The organism is Alteromonas sp. KUL106, assembly GCF_009811415.1.
Taxonomy (GTDB): domain Bacteria; phylum Pseudomonadota; class Gammaproteobacteria; order Enterobacterales; family Alteromonadaceae; genus Alteromonas.
In genome coordinates this window covers 1-19,974 of sequence record NZ_BLIG01000019.1, presented here as the reverse complement: position 1 = coordinate 19,974, position 19,974 = coordinate 1, and the positions used below count along the sequence as shown (strand labels likewise).

31 protein-coding genes are annotated in these 19,974 nt (G+C 44.8%); 28 read left to right on the top strand and 3 right to left on the bottom strand.

The window, feature by feature from the left end; all coding sequences use genetic code 11:
• Positions 1–4: 4 nt before the first annotated feature.
• The 5 genes from GVO63_RS06780 (at position 5) to GVO63_RS06760 (ending at position 4,301) form a co-directional block, all read left to right on the top strand.
• Positions 5–2,605 carry a sialate O-acetylesterase gene (locus GVO63_RS06780; protein WP_159578692.1) on the top strand — a complete coding sequence of 867 codons (2,601 nt, stop codon included), beginning with the start codon at positions 5–7 and terminating at the stop codon, positions 2,603–2,605.
• Between the two features lie 13 nt (positions 2,606–2,618).
• Entirely contained in the window at positions 2,619–2,882 is a 264-nt protein-coding gene (locus GVO63_RS06775; protein ID WP_159578690.1) for a hypothetical protein, read from the top strand.
• A gap of 84 nt (positions 2,883–2,966) precedes the next feature.
• Complete coding sequence (locus GVO63_RS06770; protein WP_159118134.1) at positions 2,967–3,329, top strand: hypothetical protein; 363 nt, start codon at positions 2,967–2,969, stop codon at positions 3,327–3,329.
• A complete protein-coding gene (locus GVO63_RS06765; protein WP_159578688.1) occupies positions 3,326–3,769 on the top strand; it encodes a DUF5675 family protein in 444 nt (147 codons plus the stop codon). Before GVO63_RS06770 ends, GVO63_RS06765 begins: the two co-directional genes overlap by 4 nt.
• Positions 3,762–4,301: a hypothetical protein gene (locus GVO63_RS06760; RefSeq protein ID WP_159578686.1), complete on the top strand. Its 540-nt coding sequence runs from the start codon at positions 3,762–3,764 to the stop codon at positions 4,299–4,301. The genes GVO63_RS06765 and GVO63_RS06760 overlap by 8 nt, the downstream gene beginning before the upstream one ends.
• Here the strand turns inward: GVO63_RS06760 and GVO63_RS06755 are convergent.
• Positions 4,298–5,167 carry a hypothetical protein gene (locus tag GVO63_RS06755; RefSeq protein ID WP_159578684.1) on the bottom strand — a complete coding sequence of 290 codons (870 nt, stop codon included), beginning with the start codon at positions 5,165–5,167 and terminating at the stop codon, positions 4,298–4,300. The genes GVO63_RS06760 and GVO63_RS06755 overlap by 4 nt on opposite strands.
• A 120-nt stretch (positions 5,168–5,287) precedes the next feature.
• Between GVO63_RS06755 and GVO63_RS06750 the strand changes: the two genes are divergently transcribed.
• The 20 genes from GVO63_RS06750 to GVO63_RS06655 all read left to right on the top strand — a co-directional run bounded on the left by GVO63_RS06750 (position 5,288) and on the right by GVO63_RS06655 (position 15,545).
• Positions 5,288–5,461, top strand: coding sequence for a hypothetical protein (locus tag GVO63_RS06750; RefSeq protein WP_159578682.1), 174 nt, complete (start codon positions 5,288–5,290; stop codon positions 5,459–5,461).
• 5 nt (positions 5,462–5,466) lie between these two features.
• Positions 5,467–5,904, top strand: coding sequence for a hypothetical protein (locus GVO63_RS06745; RefSeq protein WP_159578680.1), 438 nt, complete (start codon positions 5,467–5,469; stop codon positions 5,902–5,904).
• Positions 5,897–6,403, top strand: coding sequence for a phage regulatory CII family protein (locus GVO63_RS06740; RefSeq protein ID WP_159578678.1), 507 nt, complete (start codon positions 5,897–5,899; stop codon positions 6,401–6,403). The genes GVO63_RS06745 and GVO63_RS06740 overlap by 8 nt, the downstream gene beginning before the upstream one ends.
• Positions 6,384–6,638, top strand: coding sequence for a hypothetical protein (locus GVO63_RS06735; RefSeq protein ID WP_159578676.1), 255 nt, complete (start codon positions 6,384–6,386; stop codon positions 6,636–6,638). The genes GVO63_RS06740 and GVO63_RS06735 overlap by 20 nt, the downstream gene beginning before the upstream one ends.
• Positions 6,631–6,813 (top strand): hypothetical protein, encoded by a 183-nt coding sequence (locus GVO63_RS06730; RefSeq protein WP_159578674.1) that lies wholly within the window; start codon positions 6,631–6,633, stop codon positions 6,811–6,813. The genes GVO63_RS06735 and GVO63_RS06730 overlap by 8 nt, the downstream gene beginning before the upstream one ends.
• The gene (locus GVO63_RS06725) at positions 6,806–7,438 is read left to right on the top strand and encodes a tyrosine-type recombinase/integrase (RefSeq protein WP_159578672.1); all 633 of its coding nucleotides are present in this window, start codon (positions 6,806–6,808) and stop codon (positions 7,436–7,438) included. The genes GVO63_RS06730 and GVO63_RS06725 overlap by 8 nt, the downstream gene beginning before the upstream one ends.
• The gene (locus tag GVO63_RS06720) at positions 7,435–7,584 is read left to right on the top strand and encodes a hypothetical protein (RefSeq protein ID WP_159578670.1); all 150 of its coding nucleotides are present in this window, start codon (positions 7,435–7,437) and stop codon (positions 7,582–7,584) included. Before GVO63_RS06725 ends, GVO63_RS06720 begins: the two co-directional genes overlap by 4 nt.
• On the top strand, positions 7,574–7,840 hold the full coding sequence (locus tag GVO63_RS06715) for a hypothetical protein (protein WP_159578668.1): 267 nt from the start codon (positions 7,574–7,576) through the stop codon (positions 7,838–7,840). Before GVO63_RS06720 ends, GVO63_RS06715 begins: the two co-directional genes overlap by 11 nt.
• A gap of 5 nt (positions 7,841–7,845) precedes the next feature.
• Complete coding sequence (locus GVO63_RS06710; RefSeq protein ID WP_159578666.1) at positions 7,846–8,112, top strand: hypothetical protein; 267 nt, start codon at positions 7,846–7,848, stop codon at positions 8,110–8,112.
• Between the two features lie 16 nt (positions 8,113–8,128).
• Positions 8,129–10,882, top strand: a complete 2,754-nt coding sequence (locus tag GVO63_RS06705) for a toprim domain-containing protein (protein WP_159578664.1) — start codon at positions 8,129–8,131, stop codon at positions 10,880–10,882.
• Positions 10,879–11,073, top strand: a complete 195-nt coding sequence (locus tag GVO63_RS06700) for a hypothetical protein (RefSeq protein ID WP_159118120.1) — start codon at positions 10,879–10,881, stop codon at positions 11,071–11,073. Before GVO63_RS06705 ends, GVO63_RS06700 begins: the two co-directional genes overlap by 4 nt.
• A 23-nt stretch (positions 11,074–11,096) precedes the next feature.
• Positions 11,097–11,330 carry a hypothetical protein gene (locus tag GVO63_RS06695; protein ID WP_159118119.1) on the top strand — a complete coding sequence of 78 codons (234 nt, stop codon included), beginning with the start codon at positions 11,097–11,099 and terminating at the stop codon, positions 11,328–11,330.
• A 111-nt stretch (positions 11,331–11,441) separates the two neighbouring features.
• Positions 11,442–11,858: a single-stranded DNA-binding protein gene (locus GVO63_RS06690; protein WP_159578662.1), complete on the top strand. Its 417-nt coding sequence runs from the start codon at positions 11,442–11,444 to the stop codon at positions 11,856–11,858.
• Between the two features lie 48 nt (positions 11,859–11,906).
• Complete coding sequence (locus tag GVO63_RS06685) at positions 11,907–12,173, top strand: hypothetical protein (protein ID WP_159118114.1); 267 nt, start codon at positions 11,907–11,909, stop codon at positions 12,171–12,173.
• Between the two features lie 48 nt (positions 12,174–12,221).
• Complete coding sequence (locus GVO63_RS06680) at positions 12,222–12,395, top strand: hypothetical protein (protein WP_159578660.1); 174 nt, start codon at positions 12,222–12,224, stop codon at positions 12,393–12,395.
• Positions 12,392–13,063, top strand: coding sequence for a hypothetical protein (locus GVO63_RS06675; protein ID WP_159578658.1), 672 nt, complete (start codon positions 12,392–12,394; stop codon positions 13,061–13,063). Before GVO63_RS06680 ends, GVO63_RS06675 begins: the two co-directional genes overlap by 4 nt.
• Positions 13,064–13,217: 154 nt before the next feature.
• Positions 13,218–13,760, top strand: coding sequence for a phage antirepressor N-terminal domain-containing protein (locus tag GVO63_RS06670; protein WP_159578656.1), 543 nt, complete (start codon positions 13,218–13,220; stop codon positions 13,758–13,760).
• Positions 13,761–14,384: 624 nt separating this feature from the next.
• Positions 14,385–14,927, top strand: coding sequence for a BRO family protein (locus GVO63_RS06665; RefSeq protein WP_159578654.1), 543 nt, complete (start codon positions 14,385–14,387; stop codon positions 14,925–14,927).
• A gap of 1 nt (position 14,928) precedes the next feature.
• Positions 14,929–15,108 (top strand): hypothetical protein, encoded by a 180-nt coding sequence (locus GVO63_RS06660; protein ID WP_159578652.1) that lies wholly within the window; start codon positions 14,929–14,931, stop codon positions 15,106–15,108.
• 95 nt (positions 15,109–15,203) lie between these two features.
• On the top strand, positions 15,204–15,545 hold the full coding sequence (locus GVO63_RS06655; protein ID WP_159578650.1) for a hypothetical protein: 342 nt from the start codon (positions 15,204–15,206) through the stop codon (positions 15,543–15,545).
• Here GVO63_RS06655 and GVO63_RS06650 read toward each other — a convergent pair.
• A complete protein-coding gene (locus tag GVO63_RS06650) occupies positions 15,527–15,682 on the bottom strand; it encodes a hypothetical protein (RefSeq protein ID WP_159578648.1) in 156 nt (51 codons plus the stop codon). The genes GVO63_RS06655 and GVO63_RS06650 overlap by 19 nt on opposite strands.
• Positions 15,683–15,789: 107 nt before the next feature.
• Positions 15,790–16,062, bottom strand: coding sequence for a helix-turn-helix transcriptional regulator (locus tag GVO63_RS06645; RefSeq protein ID WP_159578646.1), 273 nt, complete (start codon positions 16,060–16,062; stop codon positions 15,790–15,792).
• Between the two features lie 493 nt (positions 16,063–16,555).
• On the opposite strand from GVO63_RS06645, the gene GVO63_RS06640 reads away from it, so the two are divergent.
• The 3 genes from GVO63_RS06640 to GVO63_RS06630 all read left to right on the top strand — a co-directional run.
• Positions 16,556–17,554: a tyrosine-type recombinase/integrase gene (locus GVO63_RS06640; protein ID WP_159578644.1), complete on the top strand. Its 999-nt coding sequence runs from the start codon at positions 16,556–16,558 to the stop codon at positions 17,552–17,554.
• A 515-nt stretch (positions 17,555–18,069) separates the two neighbouring features.
• On the top strand, positions 18,070–18,423 hold the full coding sequence (locus tag GVO63_RS06635) for a hypothetical protein (protein ID WP_159578642.1): 354 nt from the start codon (positions 18,070–18,072) through the stop codon (positions 18,421–18,423).
• An 18-nt stretch (positions 18,424–18,441) separates the two neighbouring features.
• Positions 18,442–19,974, top strand: a 1,533-nt coding sequence (locus tag GVO63_RS06630) for a recombinase family protein (protein WP_159578640.1), incomplete at its 3' end; no start/stop codon positions are given.

Below are 19,974 nucleotides of genomic sequence, written 5' to 3'. Positions count from 1 at the left end.
AGCGATGGCAATTTTTAATTTTACAGGGGCGAATGGTGATCCGTTACCAAGCGGGTTAACAGCTAGAAACGGAACGTTTGAAATACAGGATAATCATGCTGTTGCCACATCACCAGAGCCAGCAAACCCGCGCTGGGTATTTACGCTTGAGGGAACAGCAGATGGTAATTTATCTGCCCCTATTTTTGTTGGTGCAGACAGTGGCAGTGCTGCGGGTTTCGTGTTGCGGTACAACCCTGCAGATGGGTCACATATATTTGTTAACATGTCGTTAGGCAACGATGAGGTAAGAGTTTATACCTTTAGCTCGGGAGCTTATTCTCAAATTGGTGCGGGAAGTTTTAATTTTACTCAAAATAATTCTTATCTGCCTAGCGCTGATATGGATGGCGATAGCATAGTAGTTAGCATCGGGGGTAGCGCTGCTGTAACTGTAACCACTAACTTTAACCAGACGCAGACACATCACGGAATACGTCTTAACAAGTTAGATCAGTATGTTGATAGTATTGAGTTTACTGAGTCGAGTACAGTTGAGCCTCCTGCTGAAACAGATTCCATATCCATTGATGAAGCACCCAAAAACAACCATCCATATCAGCGCGACAGTGGTGGTACTGCAACTGTTGATTTTAATGTCACGTATACTGGCTCACCTACTTCATTGCAGTATCGTTTATTGGATGCGTCTGATGATTCAACTGTGCTTCAAGATTGGGCGACGTTCGATACTTCACCATCTGGCGTGTCATCTACGTTAAGCATTACCCGCTCACCATCATTAACGCCTATTCACGTTGAAGTTAGATTTTCAAACGAACCGAGCGTTAACGACTTACAAACAAACGATTGGTATGTTGCGGATATTATTTTAATTGGTGGCCAGTCGCTTTCTGAAGACATGAATACAGACGGCGTAGTAACCCCATTGGATGGGTATTTTGTCTACTCAAATGGCGGGTTTGTAACTCCAACTACCGGAGTTGGCGCTAATGCGATAGCGTCAGCAATCATCACAGCAGAAAATTGTCCAGTTTTTATTATTAATACTGGTGTTGGTGGTACTGCATTAACGCAAGAATCAGGGCAGACAGATTACTGGAATCGCTCAAGTGGTGGTTCGTTGTGGCCCGATACTGTAAATGCCGTAAATACGGCAACATCAGGCGCTAATGAAATTGCGTTTATGTGGTGGCATCAGGGAACAAAAGACAGCTTAGAAGGTGTGACTGAGACTCAGTATCTAAGCGCCTTAAATGAGTTCTTTACTCGCGTTAGAGGAACTTTTTCGGGTAAAGGCGGTAGCACACTTGAAATTATTATGGCTACATTTGGTCGCGATACCAGAGGAGGCGCTACTAATACAAGCCATCAAGCAATTCGTGACGCTCAAATTAACTATATTGTTTCAGATGATAATACCTACCCAGTTAATGTTTACACATCGCAAAATGAAGATGGAGTTCACGCAACTGACGCGGCTTATATTGAATTAGGTCAACAGGTCGCTACTCAGTATTATGTAATGAGAGGGCTGGTTAGTGGCTCTATCCCTTCTATTATCTCGGCCAATACAGGTGATTCATCTACTGAAATTGATGTTTCATTTAGTGCCAATCTACTACTAACAGACACCACTTATTCGACAGAAGGTATTTATGTAGAAGATAGTTCTGGTGCGCTCACGGTATCATCATTCGAAAGAAAAAATGCTAATACTGCTACGATTACAGTGAACGAGATACCAACAGGGACAGCCAAAGTTTGGTTTTCCTGGGGTAAAGGAAGTTCAGCGAGCAGTCTTACTTACCCACGAAGCCAGCCGATTTCATTACCAAACGGGGCAGGTGATTTTAGCTTAGTTGCCAGTGCTTTCAGTAATTATGAGGTTTCAGCGCTAGTAGCTAATACCCCCCCAACCGCAAACGCTGGCCCCGACCAATCGGTAGCTGCAGCAACGCAATTCACGCTCGATGGTGCAGGTTCGCAAGATACTGACGGCACTATAGTCGAATGGCGGTGGACGCAAACAGCGGGTGATACAGTAATCCTTAACCTAGAAGACCCTGCAAGGCCTACGGCAACGTCTCCAAGCAAAACAACAGCGCAGCGCTTAACGTTTCAGCTGGTTACTGTTGACGATGAAGGTGCAGAAAGTAGTCCTGGTACCGTGAACATCGATGTGGCCGCGTTCGCTGTTAGCGAAATGCTTAAACTATTGGATACACGTCAATGGACTGTGGTTAACGACGGTTCGGTGCAAGCATTTGAAGGGCGCTCTAACCGAGAAGCGTTCCGCTTCCTAGTTACCCCAAGCGATGGAATACAAACCTCTGCAGAGGGATATTTTTTGTTTGACCAACCAGGTGTACATGCTGTCGAAGTCATATCTACACCAACGTCAAAAATAAGCTCTATCGACGACCCTCACATGATACGTGGTGATGTTATCGCCGCTAGAATTGGTGATTTGCAAACGGATGAAAACGGTAATTTGACACTGACATTCGTGCTGTATGTCACCGACGATAAAGACGGTCTCGTAATGACAGCAAAAGTCATAGAGCCATATCAGAAAGCGTCTTATTTCAGAAAACAAGGTTAATGAGGACATAAGCATGTCTTATAAGGTAACGCAGTTGAACGATATTGAAGTTGAAGAATACATAACAGCAAGGATTGTGCGACTGAAATCACCAGAGGGCGTGTTTAAATTTATTGCTCAATCTGAAGGGGTTGATGGCGTTACCGTGTACCTAGGGCACGGTAACCTATCACTGCCTATAAAAGTCGCTATTCGTCAGTGGGCTGAACTACGAGGAATAAAGCACATTGATTGGGGCCGAGGTCGCGAAGCTGTTACGTCTATGAAGATGAAATAGACAGCACTATTGCCCTAACACTGCGCGTATTCAATTGTCAAAATGCAACCTGTTAACTTCTACTTTAGTTGAACAGGTAAGGTAATGGCAGACATAGACAAAACAGGGCCTACAAATTGGTTCTATCACAACTCGGGAACGTTAATACTGTCGTTATTAATCTTCCTGAGTAACTTTGTTTTTGAAGATATTCAGTCAAAAGATAATCAGCTGCAGGAAGAAGTTAAAAAACTCAATATTCAAATGGCCGAGCTTAAAGCTAGCATTGGGCCAATTATCACCACCTTTAATCTGGTTAATCAAAAACGCTATACCACCGAAGACGCAGCACGTGATCAAGAAATATGGCGTCGACAGTTTGAAGAAGTCAAAACGCAGATGCGTGAACAGCAGCTGGTGAACAAAGACATTAACGATCGCCTGGTCAAAGTAGAGTTGAAATTTTGAATATTCAGCTAATACGGCACGAGACCGACGACCAAGGTACACCAGGCAATATCTACATTGGCCCCTGGTCTGCACACACTCTTGAATTGCCGTGGCGCAATAACTTACCCAATCTTAGCTGCATTACTGCAGGCACGTACTCAATGCGTTTGGTGAAAACCCGTAAACCAATTGGTGGCCGCTCACACCTTTATCTTATTGAAGATGTGCCAGAACGAAGCGGTATTCTCGCTCATGCTGGCACGTTTGCCGGCAACAAAGAAAAAGGCTTTAAGACCAGCGTTCTAGGCTGTGTATTAATGGGTTACCGCGTCGGTACCTACCAAAACCAACGCGCCATTTTCGATACACGCAGGGCAATAGGCGACTTCAACAACATTCTTGCTGGCAAACCAGCACGCATAACAATTATCAATGCTTGGGAGAAACAGCATGATTGAGTGGATAGGTGACGCATTAATGGCGGTAGTAGGTGGTGGGGCAACGGGTATTTTAGGCTCTGCAGTGCAAAGCTTGTTTCAATACAAAACCCGGGCATTGGATATTAAACAAGAGAATGTGCGCCTCGCACACGACGCGAAAATGGTAGAACTAGAATCTACCGCAAATCTGCGTATTCTTCAGCAAGAAGCCAGCGCCCAAGCTGACAGCAACGCTTATACCATGCAAACCGTAAGCTACGAACACGACAAGCGCCAATACATGCCAGAGAACGGGGCTCCAACGTGGATTATTGGCTTACTTGGTATAGTTGATGTGATACGGGGGCTAGTACGACCGTCATTAACGGTTTACGTAGCTGTTGCAATTACTATTATTTTGGTAGAAGCCAATGCGCTGGTTGAATCAGTCGACGGACTGGGTGAAGACGTTCGTTTAGCGGCCGCAATGGAGATTTGGCGAATGGTGGCGTACATTGCCACCACTATATTCTTTTGGTGGTTTGGGCAAAGGCCACAAAAAAGGGCTTAGTGAACACTGGCCCGTAGCGCGAACTCTATTTCAGTGGGAGTAAGTTCAGATGCGGGCTTATGCATTTCTTCCAGCGTTTCTACCACTTCCATTTTCGTGGCTTTATCCAGTTTATCAGCAATATGATGCTCTTCGGCACACATGATCACCATATTGAGTACTTCCAATTTATCATCTATAGAAAAAGTAAAGTTCTTAGGCACAAGGTGGTTAACTGTCACACCTTCTTTTCTAGTCTGATTTTTTATTTCAGCAAAGTAGACGCTCTTGCCGTCTTGCACCATGAAGTCGACGCCACCACTTTTACTCACCAATCCCTTACGCTTGTCGTCGCCCAGTAGCTTATAGGTACCGAACTGCCCACGGCTAAATGCCATTGCATCAAGTTGCGTTAAACTGAAACTGTGAATGTCACACCCCTTTAATGCCTCGGATAATGCCAACGGGTTTCTGCACGGGCCATAGAGTGTTTCTATCTGCTGATATTCAATAGACTTGTTTTTAAATTCGAACGTAGCTGGCTGCATTAATACAACCGAAGCCATACCGCTTTGCATATCAACGGATAAATATGCAGTGTATTGGGCGTCTTGTGCGTGAATAGATAACATATTTTCGAAGGTGTCTGCGTTCGTATAGCTATCTAACATAAACGGCGTGCCTTTCCCTTCCAGCAACCAATTCAGGTTCACATGCTCAGTGCGCATGATAGCCGTTAGAATGTCGGTACCTGGCACCACGTTACTTAATAATCGTGCGGCCGTACCCGATGATAAGCCCAATTTTTTAGCCCATGGCGTTATTTTTCTGTCAGCCAACACCCATTCAAGACGCGGCGTAAATTCTTTTTCGTTTGGATAATTCATAGTCTTATTCAAAATCGGTATTAAAAATCCCAATAAATGAATTCAAATCCCAAATATTGAACCTATAATAAACATTGTATTCATTTGTAAACATACTAACTCAAAAAAGAGGATTTCGCAGTGTCTAGCGTAAAAAACAAACCTATGTGTTTTCGCCCCAGTGCTGAATTAGAAAAACGTATCAAGGCGGCCGCTAAGCGTGAAAAGCGCTCTAACTCGCAAATCATTGCGTTGGCTGTAGAGGCAGGTATTAGTAATTTTGAAGCCCCGACTTCAGCTGCTATTCAGGAGTAACCTGCATGCCTTCATTAACTGAAGTAAAGCACACACCCGCTAATTCGGCTGTAAGAGAAAAGTCTAAAAATTCACATGCCGACAAAGGCCAGCTGAGAGTCAGACTTTCTTGCAATGCCATCGTGGACAAAGACAACAACGGTTACAGCATCACGTGTATGGATTCTGGCCGTTATCAAATGGCCTACGGCTCGTCGCTAAGAATTAGAAATTTTAAAGTGAGTTTGCCTGATGGCGATGTAATGAAAGCGTCAATGTTCTTCATGTTTGATGGCTGCATTGCGTTCGTTAAATCCATTTCACTAAACGACTTCACAGCGTTATTTCACGCATTTAACCCCGAGAAGGTAGACGATGAACTGAATTTGCTTGGTACAAGCGAAGAAGAGGTGATTGCCACGAGCACGGACCAGGTGCCCATGGCAGGAACTAACAATGCATAACCATGAGGATGATCTAATGCAAAGTCCAAGGAATTATAACGCAGTTTTGCATTCTGCGCACCTGCTACTCAAAAGCCACCCCCATGCTGCAGAGGTGTTTGCATGCGCATTGGGTAAGACGGCGAATACAGTACGCAACGAACTCAACCCTAATTTACCCACTTATAAGCTAGGACTAATCGACGCTATTGAAATGATGGCTACCACCCAATGTTATTCGCTGCTTTATCAGATTAACGCCATGTTGGGATTCGTTGCTGTGCCGGTTGATGCTAGCCCTAAGACAGAGGGCAAATTGCTAGACCAGTTTTGTTCGTGGCAAGCGTCTGTAGGGCAGACCTGCCAAACCATTTACGACGCAATCGAAGACGACGTAATTACCCCAACCGAGCTCAACAGCATTACCAGGGCTGGCAATATCAAAGTTGCCCACTGGTTCAAAATGCAAATTGTGCTTCAAAACAAAGCGGAGGCTGACCATGGCTCATTCAAACGTTGAAATGTTACCTGTGGCTGCAGCTGATGCGACACAACGAGAGCAAGGCGAAATGGCACCACTTCAACTGCAGCTCATTATCAAACGCCAGAAAATGCAGCTTCAACTGAAAGAAACCATGCTTAAAGCGCTGCTTAATCTGCAATACGCAGAGCTTAACGAGCGTCAACGTAGAGGCCTGCACGAAATTGTGCGCATCAATGCTGGCATGTTGAAAATGGAGTTGCCCCATGAGTAATGAAACCAACATTCCAACCGCATTGCGCAAGGCTGGCATTCGTTCAGTAAGCACGAACTGTGGCGCCAGTCAAACTATTGCCCTTAAGCCTGGTGCATTAGGTTTATTTTTTGGCGATGAACTAGCAGAACGTTTATTGGCAAAGCAACAGCAAAAGGAGCGGGCACATGGCTGAGGTTAAAAGTTTCACCCGTGAAGAAGAAAAGGTGCTGTTTAGTACTATCCGTAAATTCAAAGACATTGAAGCAGAGCGCGACCTTAACTGGATGCTATTAATGCGCTATACGGCTCGTCGTGTTGAAACGGTGCATTTGCTGAACGTAGACGACGCACTGCTAGCGCTAGATAAAGGCTACCTGCACATTGCCTCACACATGCAAAAAGGTGGTAAGCAAGGCAACAAGCGCGGCTTAAATAAGAAGCAAGAAATTTACCTTGTCGATGCGGCCCGTCGCGCTCTTGAAGCGCTGCTAAAAATTCGCAAGCGTATGATTGCTGCAGCACCTGAAAAAGCGTACGACGATACAGCGCTAATTCTATCTAGACGTCGCCAGCGCATGAGTATTCGCAGTTATCAGGAGCGTATGACGCATTGGTGTAATGTTGCCGGCATCGTAAAAGCGTCACCGCATTGGCTTCGCCACACGTGGGCAGTTCGTCGTTTACAGAATGCATCAACCGGCGCAGCGCTGCGTGAAGTGCAAGAGGTGCTAGGTCACGAGCACATTACGACCACCCAAGTTTATACACAGCCCAGTCGAGACGACATGCGCAAAAGCATGCAGGAGGCAGCCCTATGATTTTCGTGAAAAAAGCATTTAAGCCACTGCGCGATGAAATAGCCAGTCAGCGTGAACGGTTGCTGGCCGATGCCAAGCGACGTGAGCAAGAAGACAAGTTATTAGAAAACCAGCGCAGCCAAGGACTTATTCACCATGAGCAGTAATTACATATACAACCAGCTTAAAAACCTGCGCACTACGTTTGCCAGGGTAAATTACTTCCCATTGCAAATGCCTGGCATGGGGCCTGTGTATTTAGCCACAGTGAATTGTGAAGACAAATGCGCCGGCAAATGGAATATGCAGAAAAGCTACACAGGCCTAGTCACTGAAAAACATAACGTAGAAGCGATTCAGCAAATTATGCATGCAGGCGCGAGTACTCGCACTGTGAGCGAATGGCTAAAGGTTGGGTGCTAAGCAACATGTCTAACAACAACCCTTTTACACAACAATATTTGCAACAGTTAGAAGAGCAAATTGCTGCGACCGAAGCGGAGTTGTCGCAGCAGCTGAAAATGCTGAAAAACAAGTCTGAAGGGGAGTGGTGCGAATTACTGCCTAATTCCGAAGCGCTAAGCGATTTCATTGTTAATAACACGGAAATCATCGAAAAGTTCGCTGAGCTCATTGTTATAACGGGTGTATTGAAGCTTGCCCGTCGCTTAGAAACGCCGTCACCACTTAATTAAAAAAACGAGGTAAGAAATGCTGACGTTAGATCAGTTAAGAGAACGTATCACTCTGCCAAACGCTGCCGAGCGTATGGGCCTCACAAAAGTGAGCGATAACGGCGAACAGCAGCTATGGAAACGCGCCCACGCAGAACGGCCAGAAATTACTATTGGCGTTAAGTTTGATGTATGGCGCGACCGCGATAATCAGAACGGCGGTAACATCATCGACCTAGCTATGTGGGTATTCGACTTAGACTACCCAGCGGCAAATAAAAAAGTGCATCAACTGTATTTTTTACCGTTTTTAACGCTGCCTGAAGAAACCGAAGAAGCCACCGACGACATGGCTAAGCTGTCATACATCGCTGGCAAAAGCCTAGAAGACCAAGAGCGCTGCAGGGTTTATCTAAAAAATGAACGTGGTATTCCCGATCACATCATTACTGAAGGTATTAAACAGAAAACGTTAGGTTGGACAAACTACACCAACCCGAACGTGGCCCAAGGTGAACCGCACTGGGGCGGCGAAGCGGTAAGCTTTATCACTTATCAGCCTAATACCAAAATGCTAGCCGCTGTTGACTATCGCTACTATGTGCCCGAGCTAAACGGCGGCATGAAAACCAAATCATTAGGCCAAAAAAATGGCGTGTTTTGGATGCTAGACCCCCGTGCTCTGCGCCAAGCGAAAACTGTTTATGTTGTTGAAGGCCCGTTAGATGCATTAAGTATTGAAGCGGCGTTTAGCAGCGACCCTACCACCTGTGCCGTGGCGCTAAGAGGAACCCAAGTACAAGTGAACTGGCAGCTATTCTTGGGTAAAACCGTAATATGTTGTTACGACAAGGACGAACCTAAGCCAGATAAAAGAAACCCCACCGGACCCGACCGTTGTTATTCTGCAGAGGCCGAGTGGCGCATTCACGAAGGTTGCCTTGCAGCGGGGGTGCCTTGTTTTTTTGTCGACCGCAGCGAGTGGGAATACGGGCAAGATGCTAACGACGTTTATAAAGACTCGCAAAGTAAAGAGCCCTTTAAGAAGCGTGAGCCGTGGTTAATACCAGGCTTAGCCGGCAACAGTGAAGATAAACCGCACAAGCCGCGCTTATGGTTGCCCACTCACGACTACCAGCAATACTGGAAGTACCGCGTAAAAGACGACTTTACCAGCATGGCTAAAATGTCGAGAGACGACGACGGCCAAGAAAAACTAGAATTTGTTGATGTGGCTGGCTTTAGAGTCGCAGGCTTAAGCCGTGTTGAAATAGCCAGTGCCAGCGCAACGACTACTGGGGAGCATGACGACAGCCCTCATGTTCAATTTGTTGCCATGTATCAAACGGCCAGACACGATGAAGCGCTGCAGCGAAGAGTAATGAACGACGAGCAGCTGCACAACTTAGACACCTGGCGTAAAAGCGGCCCTATCTATAACCCACGTGCGTTTTCTCGCATGCTGAACATATTCGAACGCACCATTGGTATAGGCAGTGTGCAAGCGGCAAACTTTGTAGGCCTGTGCTACTTGGCAGGTAAGCCAAAAGTAAACGAAGGTAAAGACTGCTTTTTCACTGAACCCGCACAGCAAAGCCCGTATCACAATTTTGCGTTTCCTCGTGGTATGCGTGGACATGCTGGGCAAGTGGTCGAAGCCTATCAGGAAACATTCAAGGACAACGCTGCAGCCAGAGCCCTGGTGTGGATAGTTGGCGCACAATTGAAACTTTATCTAGGTTTTTGGCCGCATTTTATAATGCAAGCAGGCAAGGCCAGCGGTAAATCAACGTTACTTAAGCGCTTATCACGTACCACGGGCATGAAAATTCTCAGTGGTCAAAGTATTGGTACCGAGTACCGACTAATGACGTCGGTATCAGGTACCAGCCACCCCGTAGGATGGGAAGAACTGAGCGCCAAAAAAGCAGACGTTATTGCACGAGCCGTCTCATTACTGCAAGAAAGCTACAACTACACCGAAACAACCCGTGGCAGTGCACAAACCCCGTTCCTTATCGCCGCGCCTGTATTACTCGCAGGTGAAGACGTGCCAGTAGAAAGCCTTACGGGTAAAACCGTGCGCACTGATTTAAGCAACCGTAAAGGCCCCATGCTTAACGAGAGCCTACCAAAGTTCCCAATGTATGAATGGATGGAATGGTTAGCGAAGCTGGGCCGTAAAACGGTGCAAGAAAATTATGAGATAGCACAGCAGAAGTGCAAAGCCTACAACCGTGCACAAGACAACGATAAGGGCGCCGATCGGATGGTAGATAACTATTCTGCGCTTATGACTGCATGGCGTTTGCTTACCGCGTTTACAGGTATCGAAGACGTTAACGGCGACTTCGAACGTGACCTAATTGCAGAAATGAACAGCCACATTTCAGACACCACTAACGACCGCGACCCATGGATTTGGATTGTTGAAATCATTATGGACGAAATTGCCGCTGGCCGTTACGTGTACCCCTATGTATTTGAGTGTGAGCCTCACAACGATAAAGAGCCACGTTACCTATGTGTGCGTGTTAAGCACATGATGGCGCATTTATCTACCAGCGTGGCCCTGCGTGAAAAATACAACAACATGCCCGTGAAAACAGCGCGAGTACTTAAGCACCAAATGGAGCAAGCAGGCGTTATTCACAACGACAGCGTAGTTCGCAGCATTAACGGTACCCGTAGCGGCCACATGCAACAGCTAGACGTTAAGAAACTTGAACAATACGGCATTAGCGTAACTGCACCAGAGACGCTACGTGCCCACAGAGAACCGATGTTATGAAAGCGCAATACTTCAACAAAACTTACCCAGTAGGTACCCAATTTAAATATTTCCCTGTGAAGGGGAATTACAACTTTGAAATTGTGCGTACCTCTTCGCCAGCATGGGACATCCCTAGTAGCCGCCATGCCCTTGTAAAACTATCTGGCCGCAGTGGGGGCGTCTGCGTGTCACACCTTAAAGTGAACTAACAACAACCATTGAGGATTTTTTTATGATGTCATTTTTACCAAATTTCGGGCAAATGCCTGTTAGCGAAGAGCAGAACGTAAGTGTGATCCTGCAAGACGACAGTTTTTTTGAAGGGCCAGCAAAGGATTTTGAGTGGGAAGGCAAAGGGCCAAACGTGGTGGAAGGGTGGCGCGAAATGTTACCAGGTGAAGTACTGCACAGTGAGCACCGTTTACCTCACCGCAGAACCCGTATTTTAAAGAGGGCTTACAAGTGAAATTGATTAACGCTCTGTTAGCGCTATTGGGGCTTGTAACAGTAGCGTCGGTGTACTTTAAAAGTGACGCACTACAAGCGTGTTTAATTCTATTAATTTTTATGATGCTGGTTGCAGAACGTCGTTCTCGCCATGTTCAACAAAGCAAAATGTGGAGGCGCATCAATGGCGACAAAAGGACTAAATAAGGTCCAGATTATTGGCAACTTGGGTGCAGACCCTGAAGTTCAATATCTACCAAATGGTACGGCTAAGTGCGTGGTTAACCTGGCAAATACCGAAATATTCAAGGACAGAAACGGTAACGCCAAAGAGGAAACCGAGTGGCACCGCTGCATCATTTGGGGAAAACGCGCAGAGATTGTCGGGCAGTTCAGAATGAAAGGCGATCAGTTGTATGTGGAAGGTAAGAAGAAAACACGCGAATACAAAGACAGCAACGGCCAAGAACGCTCGATTTGCGAAATCATAGTAGACCAAAGCGGCGACGTGCAGCTGCTTGGCAAAAAAGAAGCACAAGGTATTTAACACCCATGCCCGTGGACCAGACGGGCTTAATTTTCCAAGGAACTAATGATGCAAACTGAAATAGATACAGCCGAAATTGTTGTATGCACTGGCCTATTAGGTGTGTGCGTTTTAAGTGTCACCTCAGATTCGCCAGACACAATCACCGGCGACATTGAGAACTGGGGAACCGACGACTGGCACGACCGCTTACCAAAGCATGTTAAGCCAGAAGAAGGTGTTTACACCATCAAAGCCGAAGTGACTTACCTAGAAGATATCGACGAATGCAAATACAACATTCTCGAAACTTCGTGGAAAGGCAAAGCTAATTAACCCCGTGGACCAGACGGGCCAACTAATAAATAAACCAAGGAACTAGCAATGATTGAAGAAAACCCATTTTTACAAGTAGGTTCACTACGCAACCGAAACAACAACACGCTTCCCAAGCGCTCGAAAGAACGCAAAAAAGTAACTCGTGAACAGCGCCACCGCATTGAAGACTTTGAGATGGCAAAGCAAATGGGCTTAAAGGTGTGGGAGCTTTACGAATGAAAGATAGATTTTATCTCGCATGCTTTAGAGACAACGTAGGCAGTAATGTTGGATTTCATCGGAAAGATGGAAAAGGCTACACAACAAACGTCGAAGAGGCCCATGTATACACTAGAGAAGAAGCGCAGCGTGCTTGGGATAGTGGCAGAGAAATCGACCAGCCTATTTGTGCCGATAGCGTGGATGCGTTAACCGTTTATAAAGTCGACTGTCAGTACATACCAATTGAAACTTATATTCCAGAAGACGTAGACGAAAACACTGTCTTCGTAGCGTTTATAGCTCGGAAGTGGGACGGAAACGACGTTTATTGGTGCTCTGAGACAGAACATCTAGGCCGCTCTTTAGATTTTAGCAAAGCTATGAAGTTTAAATACGGTAGTTTGCCAACGCATGTAAAAAATAGGAATGTTTATATTCCTTTGGAAATGGCTGAAAAGAAAAAGCGTAAAACGTTCGATTTTTCTAAGTTCGACAGAAGGAAAATGGTTCAGTCTGCTGGACTCAAACAGCCAGAATGGCTTAAGCAGCAAAAGAGGCGTCGCGAATCTGGTAAAACACGTTGGAATTGTCCTTCGTGCGGGAAAATATCATGGCAGTACAACCCATACACCTTTGATGGTTGCAAAGACATGTTTTGCGAAGAATGGAGGGCACACAGCGAATGAAAGCCTACGTTCTCATTGGCATTTGCGCAGCGATAAGCTGCGCTCACGAACCCCAGTGGTTCAAAAACACAATGCAGCATTTATCAACGGGCTTATTTTACTCTGCATTGCTCGGCGTTCTATCGCTCATACTACTAACCTTAAGGAACTAACAATGAACCAATCAATATATATAAGCATTGCCTATGGCGAGATTTTACTTCCGGTTGTTCCGTGCCCAGATGGCCATGACCGGGTTCCACTTAAACCAATCTGTGACGAAATAGGCATAGATTGGAATAACCAGAAGAAAAAAATAAGTGGATGTGAATACACATCTGGTCGTCTTGGCTTCATCTTGGGGGATGAAAGCATCCCCCATATTCGCGATATGGGGGTAAAAAAAGACACGTATCTAATCAGAATAGACCGTGTAATGGCGTTCTTGAATGCAATTAACCCCCGCCAACTAAGAAGCCACAATAAGAACGATGCAGCAAACTGGCTCGAAACCAAACACAAAGAGTGGGATAACGCACTACACGACTACGAGACCAAAGGTTTTTCATTGAAGCCGGGGCGTGACCTGATATTGAAGCTTGTCAGAGAAGTGGATGCCATACGAAACCCCGAGCTTAAGCGGTGGGCGGCAGCGCATCTGAATAAAGAGTACGGCCTAGACATTCCAATCGGCAAACAAGGTGCACTTGATGTATGAGATTGTACTATTAACCAACAGATGCCCTCACAGGAGGGGGCAGTTGCTCAATAAGAACCCTTTAAAGGGTTCTAAACCCGCCACGAAACACCAAAAGTAGGGGCGGGAACGGAAACTTCGCACCCTTAAGGGTTCGAATAATTCAATGCAGGTGCATTTATCGTAAAGCGTGAGGTGAAACATGGCTAAAAACTTACCAAGCTACATAATCACATCGTTGAAAGTTGTCTGTGAATATTGTGACTCTGACGACACCTATATTGAAGCTGGCAAAAAACCTAATGGTGAACCAATGATTATAATGTCATGTTCGGGTTGCCATTGCGTTGCCGAATACGCATTAAGCGAATTAGAACAACAAGAGGAATAGGTTATTTGACACCCGAATAATTCAGGTGTAGTTTTACAGGCACTAGAAAACAATAGCGGTTATCCGCACCCGTTAGCCTTTGCGGTTTTTTTGTGCCTGTAAAGCAGTCGCACGCCATAAATCTATCTATGGCGGGTTGAGAGGCGTAATAAAACACCCTTAGGGGAAATAGGCCCGGAGCTACTATTGTTGCTCTAGTTGAGACCCGCCACCCAATGGTGGCAACACTTACTAAAAAACAATAGGAGTCAGTAATGACGACATTTCTCAATGCCGAATTAAAGGCAAACAACAACCCATTCTCGTATTCCAATACCGAAATAAATACCGCCATCGATGAAAATGGTGATGCATTTTTTGTCGCAAAAGAGGTATTTGAAGCCCTCGAAATTGCATGGAGAGGGACAAAAAGCCTGCAAAAATTGCCAGAAACGTGGCAAGTGGTACGCAATCTCCGTACTAGCTTTGGTGTAAAAGAGACCTTTTTCATTAACGAACCAGCGCTTTACATGATCGCATTTCGCTCTAACAAACCCGAAGCCGTTAAATTTACGCAGTGGGTGTGCGAGGAAGTATTACCCTCTATTCGTAAACAGGGGTATTTCGGCACATTACCAGCCAAAGACCTTATTGCGCTGCGCAACCAAAAAATCAAACTCATTCAGGAACTGGTGAATTGTCGCGACCAGTTTGCCAAAAGTGCCTATATCACTACGTTGCGTAACATCTGCAACCAGCTGGGTGAACCCATGCCAAACACCGAGCTACTAGGTCAGCAGCTAGAACTAGGGGTGTAGCATGAGAAATCAAAGCCGATATCAAACCGCCTACGAACTTAGCGAATATTTAAAAGGCCTTCAAAGCTTATTTGAAAACATGGATGATGGGCCAGTAGAGCACTTACAGGCGTTTCAGATGGTGCAGCTGCTAAAACCAGCCACCGAAAAAATAGAAATACTGGTAAAAGCCGAACGTTAAACAAACGAAAGCCCACAAATTAAAGTGGGCTTTTTTATTGCGCTTTTTATTTTTAACACATAGTTTAGTGCTTTAAACCATAAAAGGACTTTGCTTTGAAAGCACTCATCATCGTGACATTTTCTATACTATTAATATCATGCAGCAAAAAAAATGAGACAAATCAGCCAACAAAAAGTATGGCTATTGCCGTTTGCATGACCGCAATAGAAAATAAATTAAGTAACCCTTCATCAGCTGATTTTGACCATCGAAATACTACTGCAAAACATACTAGCGTTCGTTCAGATGGAAAACTGAGACAAAATACCTATCAAGTTTTGGGATTTGTTACAGCTGAAAATATGTTTGGGGGCCACGTCAGAACTAAATTTGGTTGTACTGTAACTGGCGACACCAATGGTAATTGGTCTGTTAATCAATCGGTCGTAATGTGAGTGCAAATCAACCGTTCGCACTGCTCAATAAGGCAGTGCAATGCTGCTGTGTGGTCTGTGCCGGTTTCTTCCATGTTGATAAGCATAGATTTGATAGAGGATAAAAGGCTGGATAAAAGAAAGGTGTTTTGCTGCATGTTTATTCCTTTAGTACTGCGCTGTAAACAATTCAATACTATCAGCCTAAAGTAGTACGATCTGTTAATTCAAATTCACATTACTAAACATTTAGCTATAAGCCAGGCTATTCATATTCTTTTTTGCTGACTAAGTTAAGTAAGTAATGGGTAAAACTATCCAACGTTCTATATCTCACGCTGGGCCTGCAGGCGCAGCACCACATTTGAATAGTTTTAAGTTTCAACCCCTCTATTGCCGACGGCTTGTTATTTTCAATAGCTACAACCGTTTCCCTGCTAATGCACAGCTTTTCTGCTATCTGTTGTTGAGTAAGCCCAGCTTCCCTGCGTAAAGCTCTTAATTGCTTACCGTCAAACGACGGTGGCAGGCAAATCATGTATACCTCACTGCCAAACCGAACCCTACGAATTGAAACAGCCAAACAGGCTGCTGACGCGCATTATTTACATTTTATACGGGGGCGCAACTATTGGACATTGGACATTTGAAGCATTTATCCTTCTTTTATCGCCTATGTTTATGTTTTTTATGCCTTATTTTTTATTGCGCTTTTTATTGTTGTCAGTTTTGTTGGTTTTTCTGTCCGTTTTCAGTCGTTTTCTGTCAGTTTTGTTTTTTTCTGCGTTTCATTGTTTCTCTTATTATTATTATTTTTCTTTAAGAATTAATAAGATAAAGAAATATAGATAAAAGGGAGATGTCCAGTTTTAAAATCGTCACTGGTCGGAACTGTCCGAAAAAAAAGAGCATGTCCGTAAATTTTGGACAGTTTTGGACAGTGCTTTGCCCTTGTTCTGCGCGGCCTGCATCGCTAAAAAGGGTTAAATGTCCAAATGTCCGTGAAAATATGCCCCTGGGGATCCTTTAAAATGCAGATATTGGTGAATGAGTGGTTGCAGTTTAAACAGCTGAATGAAGGCCGTTCAGCCGAAACTATTAAGAAGTACCGCTATTATCTAACGCTCTATCTCGCATTTTGCGAAAAGTCGCTAGTAGACCCTTACGAACCCAAACAGCTGCAGCTTGAACAGTTTACTGGGTTATTCCTGCATCAAATGAAGCTGGTACCGCAAAGCCGGCGAACTGCAGTGGCTGCATTGCGTGGATTTTATGAATACCTATTTAATAAAGGCCATACACACGTCAATTTTACCGCCTCATTACCTTACCCAGCATCTTCGCAAAAAATCCCCGTTGCTATGGGCCTGCGTTCTTTCGAGCAGCTGCTACAAAGCTGTGACCTGGAAACATTTATTGGTATACGAGACGCTGCGATTATTGCGCTAATGGGTGGCTGTGGTTTGCGTTTGGCTGGTATTGTGTCGCTAAACCTCTCTAACATTGTTTCTTATGAGCACGACGGTGTTGAACGTTTAGCTATTCGCGTTGTTGAGAAGGGGAAGAAAGAACGGCAGGTTCCTTTGCCTATGGAAGTGCAACTATTCCTGCGTGTTTATATCGGCCATCCTGATTTACGCCATATCGACCGCACACTACCCAATGGTGATCAGGTGTTATTCATCAGCACTAATAACCGTAGAGTTAAGCCCTGGGATTATTACGGTGAAAACAGAAGAATATCACCGCGCACTATTCAGAAAATGATTCATAAACGAGGCATTGCAGCTGGCGTTCCTACCAATCAGGCTCACCCTCATGCACTACGACACCTTACTGGTACCGAATACGCAGAGGAAGACTTAGACATTATTACCAGGCAAACACTGCTAGGCCACAGCGACCCCAAGACCACAGAGATATATACTCAACTCGCATTACGTAAGCTAACCAAGCAAGTCGATAAGGGTAATCCACTAGGAAAGATTACTACTGCAGTAACGCCACTTCTTAACGCCCTGAAGAAATAACCTCTCACTATCACTATAGCGCTGGGCCAATTACCCCAGCGCTAAAGCAAACCCCTCTCTCACCAGAACCTAAAATTTACCAGAAAGCTTTACACAGACACGCCTTTGGTTCTTTTCTGGTGCGTGGAAATTATATAGTCTGTACCACCAACTAATAGATAATGAATGTTTGAGGGTGTGCGCAGCAACCCTTGAAACTCTCTTTTTAAACGGACAATAGCACTTTGGTTCGCGGGAACTCTTACTGCGCTTTATATACAAAATACGCAATACATAACCGAACCCACACGATAGAACACAGCCTGTAGCCACACTCATTTAATAAAAAGCGCAATAAAAAATAGAAATACAACTTAAACACATACTTACTGTACGAATATCCTGCAATCTACCAGCATCATGCATTATCATTAGAAGGGGTGGGGGCTCGGCAAGTATAAGGGCTTTCTCAGATAGGGTAGGGTGGGTACCAGCATATCTGCACTGATTTTAAACTTCGTTATAAGGCAAAAATCATGAGTGAAAGCGCAGCAGAGATAAAGTCGCTGAAAATGGCCGAACTGAATAAGCTGAACTTACCTAAGTTTTGGCGAGAAATATTACAAATCGCCGGCCCTGATATGTTTATAAAAATATGGCGTGTCGCCAGCTGCCCCGAAAACCAGTGGAAGCAAGATAAAATTTATGTACCTTCCATTAAGAAGTACCAAGAGTTTCAATGCGTACAAATCATCAAATGCTTCATTGAAAGCAACATGTCCTGCACCGAGATAACCAAAGAACTAGAAAAACATGGAATGTCTCGTTCTCCTGATACAATAAGACGAATAGCAAAAAAGTACGAATTGGGGGAAGTACCCCTTAGATAGTGATTTTAGGAACTAACAATGACCACTTGTGTAATATATGCGCGTGTTTCCACTGCGAAACAAGCCGAAAAGGAACTTCCTGTTCAAAGCCAAATAGACAAATGCCTAGCCCACGCAAAATCGCTCGAGGCCGATGTGAAGAAAGTATTCACAGACGAAGGTATCTCTGGCGCCACTGACAACCGTCCTGCATTCCAACAAGCCATTTCATACTGTGAAAACTTCGACGTTGATTATTTTATCTGTTGGAGTACTTCACGCTTTGCCAGGAATGCGCTTGAAGCAAAGCTAAATAAGCGACGATTAGCGAATAGCAGTACCAAGATAAGCTATGTATCCCAAAACATCGACAAAGGCGATTCTGGCTTTATTTACGAGGGGATTTTAGAGCTATTCGACGAGTACTATTCTCGCCAAGTTTCACAAGACACTAAGCGCTCTATGATCGCAAATGCCCAAAAGGGCTATTTCAATGGTGGCTATCTGACATTTGGATACCAAGTTGAAAAAGTACTGGGAGAGAAAAATAAGACCAGGTTAGTTCCCAACCCGATGGAAGTTGGCACTGTTAACCGAATATTCGAATTAAAGCTTTCTGGCTATGGTGGAAAACAAATAGCTGAGCTACTTAACGCTGAAGGGCGTCTTAATCGTGGTAAGAAGTGGAATAAGACTTCAATTCTTGGCTTGCTGCGCAACGAACGTGTGGTTGGCCGTATCGCTTTCGGTAAAAAAGGCCGCGATGGTTCACTGCCTCGTTCTGAATGGATAGTGGTAGATAGCCACGAACCGATTGTTGCTTTCGAACTGTACGACGCTGTGCAAAAAACAATGGATAGCCAAACCCAAAAAGCGGTGCAAGAGGGCGGTTCACCCAAAAGCACTCGTTTCTTTACTGGCCTATTGAAATGCGGCAAATGCGGTAAGTCTATGAAGATAGAAAAGGCAAAAGGCGCAACGAAGACTTACTACTATTACAACTGCAGCACTAAACAGGCTGGTTTGGGCTGTGAAGACCGTAGAATTAATTCAGCCATATTCGACCCTTGGATGACGGATGTTATCTGCGCAGAAGTGCTTACAGAGCGAAATTTGAAAGATTTGCTATTGCAGCTTAACGACCTGTGCGGCTCTTGGGCGCAAAAAAAGCGAGACAGATGCAACGAAATCGTTCAGCAAATTAAAGAGTATGAGCGCAAGAATTCGCGCTTATATGAACTACTGGAAGACGATACAGGCATTTACAACGTGCAAGACCTTGCACCGCGTTTACGTTCTAACAACGAAACGATTAGGAAATTAAATACTGAATTAGCCGTGGCCGAAACGGAAAAACCACCACAGTTGGAAATTTCCGAAACTGACCTTACCGAATTGAGCGAATTGCTGGTTGATATCATCAAAACCACCAATAACCCGGGTAAAGTTCGTGAATTCTTTAAGACGTTTATTCACAGCATTACGCTGCAAGACAATGAAATTAAAGTGAAATACAGACCGGAGGCACTTATTACTGTGAACTCTGAAATAGTTCCCAGTGAGAGAAAGTGG